The sequence below is a fragment of the Chitinophaga pinensis DSM 2588 genome (genome assembly GCF_000024005.1).
Classification (GTDB): domain Bacteria; phylum Bacteroidota; class Bacteroidia; order Chitinophagales; family Chitinophagaceae; genus Chitinophaga; species Chitinophaga pinensis.
Genome location: NC_013132.1, coordinates 568,140 through 583,657, shown reverse-complemented (window position 1 = coordinate 583,657; position 15,518 = coordinate 568,140). Strand labels below are relative to the sequence as shown.

Below are 15,518 nucleotides of genomic sequence, written 5' to 3'. Positions count from 1 at the left end.
GTGAAGAATTACCGTTAAGAACAGAAGTAAGACCAAAAATTGCGTAGGTAACAGAATAACCATTCACTGTGAACAGATTAGCGAAAGAAACCAGTCCGTACCTGCTGCAACACGCTCACAATCCTGTAGATTGGTATCCCTGGGGGGAGGAGGCGCTGCAGCGGGCAAAAACCGAGGATAAACCTATATTAGTCAGCATTGGATACGCCGCCTGCCATTGGTGTCATGTTATGGAGCGGGAGAGCTTCGAGCATGAGGAGACCGCGCGTATCATGAACGAGCATTTCATTAATATTAAGATAGACAGGGAAGAGCGTCCGGATCTGGATCACATCTATATGGATGCGGTACAGGCGATGACGGGTTCCGGCGGTTGGCCGCTGAACGTTTTCCTGACACCTGATAAACTGCCTTTTTATGGCGGGACCTACTTCCCTCCTGTCAAGGCATTTAACAGACCTTCCTGGACAGATGTATTGCTGGCATTGTCCCAGGCATTCAAAGAGCGCCGGGAGGATCTGGAAACACAGGCGCAGAATATGCGCGACCACCTGGTACAGGCATCCGGTTTTAGCGGAAAGGCGCCCGGCCAGGACCTGGTACCTCATGAAGAGCTGTTTACGAAAGCGCAGTGTGAGACCATTTTCAATAATATGATGCAGCAGGGCGATAAGGTATGGGGTGGCTTTGGCAGTGCGCCGAAATTTCCCGGCACTTTTATCATTCAATACCTGTTAAGGTATCATCATAGTTTCAATGAGCCGAAGGCGCTGGAGCAGGCCTTATTATCGCTGGACAAAATGATCCGGGGCGGTATTTACGACCAGTTAGGCGGAGGTTTTGCACGGTACAGTACGGATGCCAAATGGCTGGCGCCTCACTTTGAAAAGATGTTGTATGACAACGCCTTGCTGGTGGATGTGCTGAGTGAAGCGTATCAGTTGACAGGCAATGAGTTGTATGCGAGGACGATTGCCGATACCCTGGGTTTTGTGGCAAGGGAGATGACAGATGCGGGCGGTGGCTTTTACAGTGCGCTGGATGCTGATTCTGAAGGTGTTGAGGGTAAGTTTTATACCTGGAGTAAGGAAGAAATTGAACATATTCTTGGTACAGATGCCGCTTTATTCTGTGCATTTTATGATGTAACGGAGGAGGGTAACTGGGAAGAGACGAATATATTATGGGTGACGAAGCCGGCGGCAGTATTTGCAGCGGAGCAGGGAATCACTGAAGAGGCGCTGGAGCGTAGTCTGGCTATCAGCCGGGAAAAGCTGATGGCGGTAAGGGCAAAAAGGATCCGTCCGGGACTGGATGACAAAATTATTCTGGGCTGGAATGCGCTGATGATACATGCCTGTTGTAAGGCGTATGCGGCGTTGGGCATAGAGCGGTACCGGGAGATGGGTGTAAATGCGATGAAATTTTGCCTGGAGCACTTACAAAACACTGATAAACAGTCTTTTTTTCATACATTTAAGGGCGGCGTAGCAAAATATCCGGCATTTCTGGATGACTATGCATGGATGGTACGCGCTTTAATTGCTTTACAGGAAGTGAGTGGAGAACCGGAGTGGCTGAGTAAGGCGAAAGAACTGACGGAGTATGTAGTGAATAATTTTTCGGACGAAGGGGGCATTTATTTTTACTATACGGAAGCCGGACAGACGGATGTTATCGTACGTAAGAAGGAAGTATATGATGGCGCCACGCCTAGTGGCAACGCTGTAATGGCGGCTAACCTGCTTTATCTATCAGTTGTTTATGACAGGAAGGACTGGTCTAACCGTGGCATTCATATGCTGGCGGGGCAGTCACAGACGGCGGTCAGGTATTCCACTTCATTTGGGGTATGGGCTGGCGTGTTATTGCAGCAGGTGATCGGGGTGCGGGAGATAGCGGTTGTGGGGGCCGAATATAAATCCAGGATGAGGGATACTAACAGGCATTATATTCCGTTTAAAGTAATGTTGGGAGCAGCAACCGATCAACCCGGTCTGCCACTACTTGAACAGCGGGAACGGCCAGGAGAAACACTTATATACGTCTGTGAGCATTATCATTGTATTAAGCCAGTTAATTATATAGAGGAAATAATTAATTTAAAATAATATTTATGTATCTTGCATGACCATATCTGTGTAAAAAGCACACGGAAAAATGATTTTGAGAAGATATAATAAAATGTTAAAAAGTACGTTTATTTTAATTGTCACACGTCCCTGATCGGGCATGAAAAAGTTGGGTAAAAACTAACTACGGATTAAAATTAATCGTTACATTTGTTATCTTGCTTAATAGTGTGGGATAGACTATCAGAAGGGTAAGTGCTGACTTTGAAGAGATAATGTGTTTCCAACGGGAATGAATTCAAAAAATTGAAACCAACAAGTATAACAACCGCGAAATTTCTGAAGTTGCCCTTAACAACTTTAGGGTCATTAAGTGTGAGGGGCTCGTTGGTAAACGGTCCGACCGGAGAGATCGGCGAGACTAAAGGCCATGTTTCAGAACTTAGCGACATCCTCAGTAGCATTATGGCCAATGTGCACTGCGTCGCCTACGAAATAAATGATTTTCAATGAAAGCTACCCTTATGAAGCTTAATTTTTCAAGTGGTCTGTTAGCAGCAGTATTGCTGGTTAGTCTGCTCGCCAGCTGTGGTGGTAGTAAGACCCCCAAAAACGCGCAAGGACAGCTAATCGGCGTAAGTCCTAGACCTAAGTATTTCCCGCCCGTACCCTATGGAATGGTGTATGTACCGTCTGGTACTTTTCACATGGGCCCGAGCGATGAAGATTTGAACTACGCGTACACCGCCCGTAACAAGTCTATTTCAATCTCCGGTTTCTACATGGATGCTACGGAGATCACAAATAACGAGTACAGGCAGTTTGTACAGTGGGTTACTGACTCCATTGCCCACGTAATGTTAGGGCATGTGAAGAATGATGGTGGTGAGGATTATATCGACTGGAAGAAGAAAATCAACTACCGGGACAAGTCTACTATGGATCAGCTGGAAAGTATGACATATGCACCTGAAGACCGTCTGTATGGTCGTAAGGAGTTTGACGTACGTAAGCTGGTTTACCATGCGGAGACGTTCAACTGGGAACAGGCTAAGAAGCGTGAAAACGCGAATGTATCCCGTGCTAAGTTCATCGTAAAGAAGGATGTTGCGATCTATCCTGACACATTGTGCTGGATCCGTGACTTCTCTTATGCTTACAATGAGCCGATGACGAGGATGTACTTCTGGCACCCTGCGTTTGATAACTATCCGGTTGTGGGCGTGACCTGGCACCAGGCAAACGCTTTCGCTGAATGGCGCAGTAAGTTCTGGGAAGACTACCGTATTTCTAAGAAATTATTTACAGAAGATAAATTCCAGTTGCCTTCAGAAGCGCAATGGGAGTACGCTGCACGTGGTGGTAGAGAGCAAACGCCTTACCCATGGGGTGGTTACTACATTCGTAACAAGAAAGGTTGCTTGCTGGCTAACTTTAAACCAGGTCGTGGTAACTATCCTGAAGACGGTGGTTTCTACACTGTAAGAGCGGATGCTTACTGGCCAAATGACTACGGTTTATATAACATGTCAGGTAACGTAGCTGAGTGGACACAGGATATTTACTATGAGAACGCATATTCCTTTACGTCTGATATGAACCCTTATCTGCGTATGGACGTTCCGGACAATGCAGTTCCGAAAATGAAACGTAAAGCGGTAAGAGGTGGTTCCTGGAAAGATATCGGATATTTCCTCCAGACAGGTACACGTTCTTACGAGTATCAGGATAGTGCTAAATCCTACATTGGATTCAGATGTACAATCGCCTTCCTGAGCCGTTCTAAAAACGATTTTGGTCACAGGTAACAATTATAGTAACAGCATTACGGATAGATGAGTATGAGAACAGGCAGTATCGAAGAGACAGGAACAAACCTGTATGCCTTTGGGACGGGCATGTGTGTGAAAATCAAACTAAAACAAGTTGATATGAGAAACCGTATGAAGTACATTGGGAAACCGCAAATCATCGTTGAGCAACAACTATTCCATAACAACAATTTAACCTTTAACACTTTAACCAGTAAATTTTGACCTATGGCTATGAATCCTACTACATCGAAATGGCTTAATTTCTTTGTTTGTGTCGCGGCATCTGTAGTAATTATCGGTGCGCTTTTTAAACTTCAACACTGGCCAGGCGCTGATATCGCCCTGATCGTTGGTTTGAGCACAGAAGCGCTGATCTTCTTCGTTTATGCATTCGTACCGGATAGCGGTGGTCACGATGCAGCTCCTACTCAGGTAGCAGTTGTAGCTGGTGGTAGCCCTGCTCTGGCTGGTCTGGATAAAATGCTCGAAGAAGCTGACATCACTCCGGTAAGCTTACAGCGTCTGAGCGAGAACTTCCAGAAATTAGGTTCCACAGTAGATAAAATGCGGGATATCAGTGATGTAGTTGCCGCTACAGGTGATTACACACAAAAAACAAGAGAAGCTGCTACTGCAATTGGTAGCGTAGCGCACGCTTACACTACTGCTGCTTCAGCTGTATCTTCTTTCAACAGTGCTTCCGAGTCTACAAGAAGCTTCCATGAGCAAATGCAGGGCATGACCAAAAACCTGGCTTCCCTGAATGCTATCTATGAACTGGAACTGCAGGACACTAACAATCACCTGAAAGCTATGAACAACTTCTATAGCAATCTGCTGAATGTTTCTCAGGCAATGACCAGCAGCGTGGACGATGCTCGTAAAACTCAGGATCAGATCTCTAAACTGGCTCACAACCTGACCAGCCTGAACACCGTATACGGTAACATGCTCAGCGCTATGCAGAGTGCGAGATAAGGTATCGCTAATAGTTTTTGAATTAACAACAGACAATCATTCAAACCTGAGAACAAACTATGGCACTACCTAAAGATCCCAGGCAGAAGATGATCAATATCATGTACTTGGTCTTAACGGCCATGCTGGCATTGAACGTCTCTGCTGAGATATTGAACGCATTTAATATAGTAAACAACTCTATCAATACTTCGAATAAGTCGATCACAGATAAGAACAACGATACTTACGCTGCGTTCGAACAGAAAATGAGCGAGGACGCTGCTAAAACAGGTCCTTTCAAACAGAAAGCTGAACAGGTACGTACTGCATCTGCTGAGATGTATACCTTCCTGGACTCTCTGAAAGAAAGAATCGTAAGAGAAAGCGGTGGTCTAGATGAACATGGCGAATTGAAAAGTAAAGATAACCTGGATGCTCCAACCCGTGTGATGGAGAATCAGAAACAGGGTCCTTTACTGGAAAAGAAGCTGACTGATTTACGCGCAAACCTCCTGACTTTCGTTGATGCGAAAGACAAGGCGAAATTCGAAAAATCTCTGCCACTGCACATTGAAATTGGCAAATCCCATGGTAGCCATGGTCCTGCAAAAGACTGGACTTCCTACCACTTTAACATGGTGCCAACCATCGCTGCAGTAACTATCCTGAGTAAATTCCAGAACGACATCAAGAACTCAGAAGCCCTGATCATTGATGACCTGTATGCTCAGATCGGTAAGAGAGATTTCCATTTCGACAAAATCAGACCTTTCGTTTCCCTGAACTCAAAAAACCTGATGGAAGGACAAACACTGACAGCTGCAATCGCTGTAGGTGCGTACAGTTCTACTGTAAATCCTGAGATCGTTGTAAACGGTTCCGGCGTAACTGCGAAAGAAGGTTTAGGCGAATATTCAATGGTAGTTTCCGGTATCGGTGAAAAAACAATCTCCGGTGCTGTGAAAATGACTGATCCAAGTGGTCAGGTAATTAACATGCCTTTCTCTGAAACATATAGTGTTGGTGCTTCTACTACCTCTATCTCTGCTGACAAGATGAACGTACTGTACATCGGTCTGCAAAACCCGATCTCGATCTCTGCCGGTGGGGTTCCAGCTGAAAAAGTATCTGCTGGTATCAACAACGGTACTATGGCGAAAACCGCTGCTGGTAAGTACTCTGTAACAGTTACCAAACCAGGTACTGCGATGATTACTGTTAACGGCGATATCGATGGTAAAGTAAAAACACTTGGTTCTAAAGAATTCCGTATCAAATACATTCCTGACCCGGTTCTGAAGGTTGGTATGAGCAAAGGCCCTTTCATGAAGGCTGCTGAGTTCAAAGTACAGGGCGGTCTCCGTGCTGACCTGGAAGACTTCCTCTTCGACGGTGTTAGATATGAAGTTGTAAGCTATCGTATTGGTATCGACGCAAAAGGTAAAGACTATGCAGAAGGCGAAGCTAACTCTGCATACTTCCCTAACAGCGTAATGCCTGTTATCCGCTCCCTGAGAGCTGGCGATATCGTATACTTCGACAACATCCGCGTAAAAGGTCCGGATGGAAGAGTGAGAGATATGAGTAACGTCAATTTCAAGATTAACTAATATTATTTTTCTATGCGAGCAGTCATCCTTAACAGAATCGGTTTGTGCGCTTTGTTGCTGGTATTCCTGGCAACTGAGGCAAACGCTCAGGGCGGTGGTCGCCGTCGTACGACACGTCGTACCGAGTCTACCCCAACTGAGAATACAACACCTGCTGATGGTTCTGTTGTCAATCCCGCTACCGGCAATGCAGTATCTGCACCTCCTCAGCAACCGCAAGGTGCTGAACCAGCCTCCCTCCGCCAAGATGGTGTTGGTGTGCCTGTTGTAGATACTCCACGCAAATCCCTGCGTACGGATGGCATTTCTGAAAAGAACTTTATCAAAGACCGTGTGCCTATTCCATACGACCATATCCGCTCAGACGATGAGTTCTGGGAAAAGAAAATATGGCAGGTGATCGACACCCGTGAAAAGATGAACCTTCCTTTCCAGTACAATGTTGAGGATGAATCCGGTACTAACCAGCTGTTCATAAACATTCTGCTCAACGCGGTTAAGTCCGGCGAAGTGCAGGCTTTCAGCCCTATCGATGACAGGTTCACTACCGTTATTCCTTTCTCCGAAGTTCAGAACAAACTGAGTGGTGAAGAGAAAACCGTACGTAGTATCGACCCTGTAACCGGTGAGGAGAAAATGGTCACTACCCGTGATGAATTTGACCCACGTACTGTTGTTCAGTACAAGATCAAAGAAATCTGGGTATTCGATAAAGAAGCCTCTGCACTGAAAGTTCGTATTCTGGGTATCGCTCCGATGGTATCCCGTATGAACGAAGACGGTTCCTTCCGTGCTGCTATCCCGCTGTTCTGGGTATACTATCCTGATCTGCGTCCTGTACTGGCTAAATTTGATGTTTACAACCAGAATAACGATGCGGCTACAATGAGCTGGGAAGACCTTTTCGAAATGCGCTTCTTCTCCAGCTTCATTATCAAGGAAAACAATACTTATAACCGCGAGATCAAAGAATACATTAAAGATGGTACCATGCGTCTCCTGGAAGGTCAGGCGATCAAGGATAAAATCTTTAACAAAGAACAAGATATGTGGCAGTATTAATCTGCTCGCAGGATATAAAAAACTGAAAAAGGGTCTGCCATACGGCGGATCCTTTTTCTTTTACATGACTTATCTCATTTCTCCCCTGCCCGCCCCTGCCTACCTTTGCTCCGTAAACAATCGCCACGATTATGTCCCTGAAATTTGAAACCCCCGTACTGCTTGACCAGCTGCACCGCCAGGTGGAAGCACTATTACAGATTGCCCGCCACCAATTCCTTAACATCTCTGATGAAATCCTGTTAAGGCAACCAGCTCCGGGAAAATGGAGTGTTGCTCAATGCCTGGACCACCTCAATGCATATGCCCGTTTTTACGTACCGGCCATAGAAAACGCTATTCAGGGAAAACTGTCCGGCAGCCTCCCTCCCAACCCATCGCCTGTTTTTAAAAGCGGTTGGCTGGGTAATTATTTTACGAATATGATGTTGCCAAAAGCGGATGGTCAAGCCGGTATGAAGATGCAGGCGCCGAAGGCTTACCGGCCGCTGGCGGACCTGGATGCCGGGAAAGTGGTGCATGAGTTTATTGAATGGCAGGAAAAGATAAACGCCCTGCTGGACCGCGCCAGGCTGGTGAACCTGCAACAGATAAAGATAGGCACTACATTGGGTAGCTGGCTGAAATTTTCACTGGGTGATACTTTCCGCTTCGTGATCGCACATGAACAGCGGCACATGGCCCAGGCACTGCGGGCAAAGGCATAATATCAGTTATTACTATCTGCATCTGTAACAGGGCCTGTTTCTCCTGTAGCCGGATGGAAATGTGTGTATACGAGACGGGCCTTGGCTGCTCCTATTTCCTTTACAAGGTCATCCTCTGATAATAATTTGATTTTAGCTACCGAACGGAAGGTTTTCAGGAGCTGGGTGGCCGTATTCTCGCCGATGCCCTTAATAGCCTCTAATTCGTTCTTAAAAGTGCCTTTACTGCGTTTCTGACGATGGAAAGTGATGCCGAAACGGTGCACTTCATCACGCACACGACGGATCAGCTTCAGACTTTCACTGTCGTAAGGCAGTTTGATACTGTCTTTATCTCCCGGAAAGAAGATCTCTTCTTCGTTCTTCGCCAGCCCTACTACGGTCATACTGCCGATAAGGTCCAGCGCCCGGATACTTTCCATCGCAGATCCCAGCTGTCCTTTACCTCCATCTATGATGACCAGCTGCGGCAAAGGTTGCTGTTCGGCCAGTAAGCGGCTGTAACGGCGGTATACCACTTCCTTCATAGAGGCGAAGTCGTTAATACCCTGAACCGTTTTGATATTGAAATGGCGGTAGTCCTTTTTGGAGGCAACACCGTCCTTGAACACCACGCAGGCAGAAACCGGGTAAGCACCCTGGAAGTTGGAGTTATCGAAACATTCGATGTGCAATGGTAATTCCTGGAGTTCGAGGTCGGCCTGCAACTGGTACAATACCTTCTTTTTCTCCATATCGCTTTTGCCTTCCAGGTGCAGGATCTTTTTCCTGTACAGCTCCTCCTTGAAATAGTTCACATTCTTTTCAGAGAGTTCCAGCAGTTTCTTTTTGTCTCCGCCTTTGGGTACAGAGATAGTGACGTGTTCTTCCGGGTATTCTATTTCCAGGGGAACGATGATTTCCCGGGCAAGACTCTGGAAGGCGTCCCGGAGGTAACCGACGGCATAGGTCAGTACTTCTGTATCATCTTCTTCCAGTTTCTTTTCCAGCGTGACGGTCTTCGTATCTGCAATGGTGCCGTTCAATACGCGCAGGTAGTTGACATACGCGTAATTGCCTTCGCTGATGATGGAGAAGACATCGACATTACCGACCCGGGTACCCACGATGGTGGATTTAGACTGGTAAGCCTGCAGACTTTCTATCTTCTTACGGACGATCTCCGCTTTTTCAAACTCCATGTTCATGGCATGTTCCTGCATCTGTGTGCGGAACAGCTGTAATACGGGTGAGAGATTGCCGCGAAGGATGTTTTTGACCTGCTGTAAGCCTTCCCTGTAATCTTCTTCCGTCTGCAATCCTTCACAGGGACCTTTACAGTTGCCCAGGTGATATTCCAGGCAGACTTTATACTTCCCTTTGGCGACATTCTGCGGAGAGAGATTCAGGTTGCAGGTACGCAGGGGAATGTTATATCTGATCACTTCCAGCAGTTCGCGTACGCGGCCTACGGAAGTGAATGGACCCAGGTATTCAGAGCCGTCTTTGATCACATTACGGGTCAGGAATACACGGGGGTAGGATTCGTGTTTGATGACGATATACGGGTAAGTCTTATCGTCTTTCAGGTTGATATTGAATTTGGGCTGGAACTGTTTGATCAGCGAGTTTTCCAGCAGGAAGGCATCCTGTTCAGAGCCAACGATGGTAAATTCAATATGGTGGATGTTTTCTACAAGCTTACGGGTCTTGTAGTTATCATGATTCTTAACAAAATAAGAGCTGACCCTTTTGCGCAGGCTTTTAGCTTTTCCTACATAAAGCAGTTCGCCTGCTTCGCTGTAATACTTGTAAATACCAGGCTGAAGGGGTATTGTATGTGATATTTGTTGAAACTCCGCTGCTGTCATGTTCTAAGAAAATCAGTTAGGGGTGTCTGAGCAGGACTTTCACATCCAGTTCCCTGGCGGGCAGAAAAGCGATCTTTTGCCAGGTTACAATGCGGATATGTTTGTTTTGCTGATACACCAGGTTTTGCTGGTATTCGTATACCAGGTTTTCCACATGCTTATTCATCTGCACGTTGGTAATATGCTGCTGGTTGTCAATATCCATAATCACTTCCTGGGGTACGGTGGCTGCATTTCTTGCCTTGTACATGAGGGAATGGGTACCGGAGAACTGGTCGGCCAGCAGAATGGTATCGTATGCACCGCTGAGGGAGGGTTTATTCAGGTCTACTTCGAGAAAAGGGGCCAGCAGGTGCTGGAGCTGGGCGGAATCGGGAGTGGCGATGGTAATGCTGTCCCTTTGTCCGTTCATGACGATTGTCTTCTGTAATGCAGGTTTATTCGTAGAAATAGTATTCAGTTCTTCCTGAAAGTATCCTTTGAGATCCCTGTAAGCCAATGCCTTGCCTTGTTGCCCTCCGTTGCTGTTACTGCAGGAGGCGCAGAGGGCAGCGACGGCCATCAGTATCCATGAAAAACGATGATCCATGCTGCAAATTTAGGGAAGATGCTTTAATGCGCCGCGCATCTGTCTGAAAGCAAACCATATAAAAAAGTTAATGCGCCGTAAAGACGGCGCATCTAATGCATGAGCAAATCTGTCGAGAGCACTAAAAAACGTAAAACGTATTATCTACGCGAATAGTTACAGCATTGAAATAATATAAAAAAAGCTGTCGCGCCGTAAGGCGGACAGCTTTCCTATCAATGAGCTATACTACTTAGATCAGGATGTTGCCGGTCATTTCTTTCGGGATGGAGAGATCCATCAGTGTCAGAATGGTTGGAGCAACGTCGCCCAGTTTACCAGGTTTTACCGCACCTTTAAAATCATTGCTGATAATGAAGTAAGGAACCAGGTTGGTGGTATGCGCTGTATTTGGCGTACCATCATTGTTGATCATGAAATCAGCATTACCGTGGTCAGCAGTAAGGAAAACGGTATAATTGTTTTTCAGGGCTGCGGTAACTACTTTCTCCACACAGGTATCTACTGTTTCTACCGCTTTGATAGCAGCTTCCCATATACCGGTATGGCCAACCATGTCGGCGTTGGCAAAGTTCAGACAGATAAAATCAGCTGATTTGCTTTCTATTTCAGGCACGATGGTGCTGGTAACTTCGTAAGCGCTCATTTCAGGTTGCAGGTCGTAAGTCGCTACTTTCGGAGAAGCAACGATCAGACGGCGTTCGCCCTGGAATTCTTTCTCACGTCCACCGGAGAAGAAGAAGGAAACGTGCGGATATTTTTCTGTTTCAGCGATACGGATCTGGCTGCGGTTGTTTGCTTCCAGTACTTCGCCGAGGGTATTCTGCAGGTTGTCATTTTCGAATATAACATGTACACCTTTGTAGGTTTTGTCATATTCGGTCATGGTGGTATAATGCAGCGCCAGCGGGTTCATACCGAAATCAGGGAATGCCTGCTGGGTCAGTACCTGTGTGATCTCGCGGCAACGGTCAGTACGGAAGTTAAAGCAGAGTACTGCATCGCCTTCTGTGATAGTTGCGATCGGATTCAGCTGTGAATCGGTAGCGATGATCGGCTTGATAAATTCGTCGGTTACGCCATCTGCATAGGATGCTCTGATCGCGTTTACAACGTCCTGGGTAGGCGTACCGGTACCATGTACCATCGCGTCATATGCGAGTTTCACGCGTTCCCAGCGTTTATCACGGTCCATTGCATAGTAACGGCCGGTGATGCTGGCTACTTCACCTACGGTTGTTTTGAGGTGCGCGACCAGGTCTTCCATATAATTCAGACCACCTTTAGGATCGGTATCACGGCCGTCAGTGAAGGCGTGAATGTATACTTTGGTCAGTCCTTTATCTTTTGCGATCTGTGTCAGGGCTTTCAGGTGGTTGATATGGGAGTGTACGCCACCATCGCTTACGAGACCGATGAGGTGCAATGCCTTATCGTTATCTTTTGCATAGCTGAACGTGTCCTGTAATACTTTGTTACCGGCAAGTTCACCTGTGCGGGCGGCTACGTTGATGCGCTGCAGTTCCTGGTACACGATACGGCCGGCGCCAAGGTTGAGGTGACCTACTTCGGAGTTACCCATTTGTCCTTCCGGCAGACCAACATCTTCACCACAGGTAATCAGTGTACTGTGCGGGTATTTTGCATACAGGCTGCTCACAAATGGCGTTTTAGAATGCGCGATAGCATCAGCGGCAGGAACCTGTCCCTGTCCCCATCCGTCCATGATAATGAGAATGGCTCTTTTCTTTTCCATATTTCCGGTTGTAATTTTCTTGTTCTGTAAAGGAGGCTAAAGTTATGAAGCATCCGCGAAACGGCGTCAAACTTATTGAAATGCCTTCAAAATTCATACAGGGGTAACAGAAGTTTGTCTTACTTAGGTTTTATTCTAAAAATATATATTAATATATTCGCATTAATTAGTGATTGTACAATACAACGATGATTGTATTTTAAAAGGCATCCCGCAAATTGGCATAGTTTTAGCCCATTTTACTATAATGATGAAAACTTTACTACTTAATAAAATACTGACGATGAAAAAGTTATTGTATGGGCTTGGAGTTGTGCTGTTTGGCGTCATTATCACTGCATTTACACTATCAGCCGCTAACTTAAAAGCTCCTGCAGCAGGCCCATTCGATGACGTGGTAACTGCAATCAAACAAGGCGATGCAGGCGCACTATCCCGCTACCTGGACAACACAGTAGAAATCAGCATGGCCGGTAAATCTAATTCTTACAGCAAAGCACAGGCAGAAATTATCCTGAAAGATTTCTTCTCCAAAAATCAGGTGAAAACGTTTGAACTGATTCACCAGGTGCAGAGCACAAACGGTTCCAGAGTTGGTATTGCCAATGTTGGTACCTCCGGCGGCGCTTACCGTACTTCCTTCTTTTTGCAGATGAAAGGCGGTTCTATGGTGCTGAACGAGCTTCGTTTCGAGAACAAATAATAAATAAAGAATTGTTAAGATTGATATTGAAAAGTCCGGCTCCGTCCGGACTTTTTTATATTCGGAGGGGTTCTGAGCCGGCCTCGTTTCTGAAATTGGCTTACTTTCGTTCTTTCAAACCGATAGTATGTTACAGGAACCAGCATTAACTGAGCTTATTCGCAACGCACTGGCAGAAGATATAGGGAATGGCGACCATTCCACTTTAGCGTGTATTCCGGCTGATGCCAGAGGTGGCGCCAGACTGAAAATAAAAGAAGACGGTATACTGGCCGGAATGGAAGTAGCGCAGGCTGTTTTCCAAATGCTGGACAGTAATTCCATTTTTCGGCCATTCAAGAAAGACGGCGATGTCATGAAGTCGGGAGAGATTGCATTTGAAGTGGACGCATCGATCCATACCTTATTGATGGGAGAACGCCTGGTATTGAACTGTATGCAGAGAATGAGTGGTATTGCCACACTTACCCGCAGCTATGTCGACGTCCTGAAAGGCTATCATACCCGCCTGCTGGACACCCGGAAAACCACTCCTAATTTCCGCCTGCTTGAGAAAGAAGCTGTACGCATCGGAGGCGGTGTCAATCACCGTATGGGACTCTATGATATGGTCATGCTGAAAGATAATCACATCGATTTTGCAGGAGGTATCACCGCCGCTGTTACCAAAACAGTCGCTTATCTGCAACAGCAACAATTGCCCTTACAGATAGAAGTGGAAACGCGTAACCTGGAGGATGTGAAAGAAGTGCTTGCCATCGGACAAATCCACCGTATCATGCTGGACAACTTCTCTCCTGCCCTGCTCAAAGAAGCCCTGGCACTCATAGATGGCCGGTACGAAACAGAAGCATCCGGCGGTATCAATCTCGATACACTGGAAGCATATGCCAAAACAGGCGTTGATTACGTCTCCGCCGGAGCTGTGATTCATCACGCAGTTAGTCTTGATCTTAGTTTAAAAGCAATATAATATCCCTAACGTTGAGAAAGATTCTATTCATCATCAACCGTAAAGCCGGCACAGACAGAGAAAAACGCCTTGAGGGTATCATCAGAAAATATCTGACCCCAAAAGCATTTTCCGTGGAAGTGACTCACCTTGAATACCTGGGTCATGGTACAGATCTCGCCAAAGCAGCGGTAGCAAATGGAACTGATACAGTAGTGGCAGTAGGCGGAGATGGCTCCATCAACGAAATTGCGCAGGGATTGGTAGGAAGTACGACCGCCCTGGCGATCATTCCGCTGGGAAGTGGTAACGGTCTCGCCAGAGCGCTGAAAATACCCTTGAAAGTTTCACGCGCACTGGAAGTAATCGCTGACGGAAAAAGAAAGGCAATAGATGTTGGCTACGCCAATGAACACCTGTTCCTCAGTAACGCCGGCGTCGGTTTTGATGCACTTGTCGCCGATCAGTTCAGACATAAAACAAAACGCGGTCTCTGGGGATACGCCAAACTCGTATTCCAGAGCTTCAGCAGCTATAAAGGCCCGTCCTACGAAATCAGCGTAGATGGTAAAACAATACAGGAACGTGCATTTCTGCTGACCGTCGCCAATGGTAACCAGTTTGGTTATGAGTTCAAACTCGCCCCCGACGCAAATGTGTTCGACGGGAAACTGGACCTTTGCGTAGTACCGCCAATCAGACTTATAGGCCTTATTCCTGTCGGGTTCTATTCCCTCATGGGTAATATCGATAAGACGCGCTATATGCAACACTTTACCGGAGAAACCATCGTTGTTAAAAGTAATGAGCTTGTACATTTACAGGTGGATGGTGATGCCGTGCCACTGAAAGAAAATGGTAAAGTCGCGTTTCGTGTGCATCCTGGTGCGTTGCAGGTAATCGTTAACCGTTCTTAAACTTATTGTTATGTCGAAGAAAAAAAACAATACAGGTGGTATTGTGTATTCCACCAATCCTGATTTCAGACAAGAGGATGAGGAACCGGAAGCCGTGGAGACATTGCCGCCGGCGCAGCAGCAGTTGCGGGTGAAGTTGGATACGAAGCAGCGGGCCGGGAAAGTGGTGACGTTGGTAGATGGCTTCGTTGGGGCTGATGAGGATCTGGAAAAGCTGGGGAAGGAGTTGAAGACGAAGTGCGGGACAGGCGGAAGTGCGAAAGATGGTCAGATCCTGATACAGGGGGATTATAAGGAGAAAGTGGTGAAGTGGTTGCAGGATTGGGGGTATAAAGCCAAGTAGCAGTCTCAATTGCTTTTGAATAAGGTCTGGATGGTTTTGCGACTGTCCAGGCCTTTTTTAATATCCTTCTTTGAAGTTCTGGAGTTTTTTTCTGGTTGCTTTTAATAGTCCTGGTGCCTTTAGAAGTGGGTTGGGCGGCAGTCGGCAAAGGCAGTATGGGCTGGCAGGCTGTCGTTCTTTGAA

Annotated in this window: 13 protein-coding genes; 10 read left to right on the top strand and 3 right to left on the bottom strand. The window is 46.5% G+C overall.

The window, feature by feature from the left end; genetic code table 11:
* Positions 1-68 precede the first annotated feature (68 nt).
* The 6 genes from CPIN_RS02370 (at position 69) to CPIN_RS02340 (ending at position 8,225) form a co-directional block, all read left to right on the top strand.
* The gene (locus CPIN_RS02370; protein ID WP_012788159.1) at positions 69-2,111 is read left to right on the top strand and encodes a thioredoxin domain-containing protein; all 2,043 of its coding nucleotides are present in this window, start codon (positions 69-71) and stop codon (positions 2,109-2,111) included.
* 470 nt (positions 2,112-2,581) lie between these two features.
* Positions 2,582-3,880, top strand: coding sequence for a T9SS ring complex lipoprotein PorK/GldK (porK, locus tag CPIN_RS02365; RefSeq protein ID WP_245552073.1), 1,299 nt, complete (start codon positions 2,582-2,584; stop codon positions 3,878-3,880).
* A gap of 231 nt (positions 3,881-4,111) precedes the next feature.
* The gene (gene porL / locus CPIN_RS02355) at positions 4,112-4,864 is read left to right on the top strand and encodes a type IX secretion system motor protein PorL/GldL (protein WP_012788155.1); all 753 of its coding nucleotides are present in this window, start codon (positions 4,112-4,114) and stop codon (positions 4,862-4,864) included.
* Between the two features lie 59 nt (positions 4,865-4,923).
* Positions 4,924-6,456, top strand: a complete 1,533-nt coding sequence (porM, locus tag CPIN_RS02350) for a type IX secretion system motor protein PorM/GldM (protein WP_012788154.1) — start codon at positions 4,924-4,926, stop codon at positions 6,454-6,456.
* A gap of 12 nt (positions 6,457-6,468) precedes the next feature.
* Positions 6,469-7,518 carry a type IX secretion system ring subunit PorN/GldN gene (gene porN / locus CPIN_RS02345; protein WP_012788153.1) on the top strand — a complete coding sequence of 350 codons (1,050 nt, stop codon included), beginning with the start codon at positions 6,469-6,471 and terminating at the stop codon, positions 7,516-7,518.
* A 131-nt stretch (positions 7,519-7,649) separates the two neighbouring features.
* The gene (locus tag CPIN_RS02340; protein ID WP_012788152.1) at positions 7,650-8,225 is read left to right on the top strand and encodes a DinB family protein; all 576 of its coding nucleotides are present in this window, start codon (positions 7,650-7,652) and stop codon (positions 8,223-8,225) included.
* Between the two features lie 2 nt (positions 8,226-8,227).
* Here CPIN_RS02340 and uvrC read toward each other — a convergent pair whose 3' ends face one another.
* From uvrC to gpmI, 3 genes are all read right to left on the bottom strand, one after another.
* A complete protein-coding gene (gene uvrC / locus CPIN_RS02335; protein ID WP_012788151.1) occupies positions 8,228-10,075 on the bottom strand; it encodes an excinuclease ABC subunit UvrC in 1,848 nt (615 codons plus the stop codon).
* Between the two features lie 16 nt (positions 10,076-10,091).
* Positions 10,092-10,664 carry a hypothetical protein gene (locus CPIN_RS02330; RefSeq protein ID WP_012788150.1) on the bottom strand — a complete coding sequence of 191 codons (573 nt, stop codon included), beginning with the start codon at positions 10,662-10,664 and terminating at the stop codon, positions 10,092-10,094.
* A 232-nt stretch (positions 10,665-10,896) separates the two neighbouring features.
* A complete protein-coding gene (gene gpmI / locus CPIN_RS02325) occupies positions 10,897-12,420 on the bottom strand; it encodes a 2,3-bisphosphoglycerate-independent phosphoglycerate mutase (RefSeq protein WP_012788149.1) in 1,524 nt (507 codons plus the stop codon).
* A gap of 283 nt (positions 12,421-12,703) precedes the next feature.
* Here gpmI and CPIN_RS02320 point away from each other — a divergent pair, with 283 nt between their 5' ends.
* From CPIN_RS02320 to CPIN_RS02305, 4 genes are all read left to right on the top strand, one after another.
* Positions 12,704-13,123 carry a DUF4783 domain-containing protein gene (locus CPIN_RS02320; protein WP_012788148.1) on the top strand — a complete coding sequence of 140 codons (420 nt, stop codon included), beginning with the start codon at positions 12,704-12,706 and terminating at the stop codon, positions 13,121-13,123.
* Between the two features lie 127 nt (positions 13,124-13,250).
* Complete coding sequence (gene nadC, locus CPIN_RS02315; RefSeq protein WP_012788147.1) at positions 13,251-14,096, top strand: carboxylating nicotinate-nucleotide diphosphorylase; 846 nt, start codon at positions 13,251-13,253, stop codon at positions 14,094-14,096.
* 11 nt (positions 14,097-14,107) lie between these two features.
* Positions 14,108-14,992, top strand: coding sequence for a diacylglycerol/lipid kinase family protein (locus CPIN_RS02310; RefSeq protein WP_012788146.1), 885 nt, complete (start codon positions 14,108-14,110; stop codon positions 14,990-14,992).
* Positions 14,993-15,002: 10 nt separating this feature from the next.
* Positions 15,003-15,335, top strand: coding sequence for a translation initiation factor (locus CPIN_RS02305; RefSeq protein ID WP_012788145.1), 333 nt, complete (start codon positions 15,003-15,005; stop codon positions 15,333-15,335).
* Positions 15,336-15,518 lie beyond the last annotated feature (183 nt).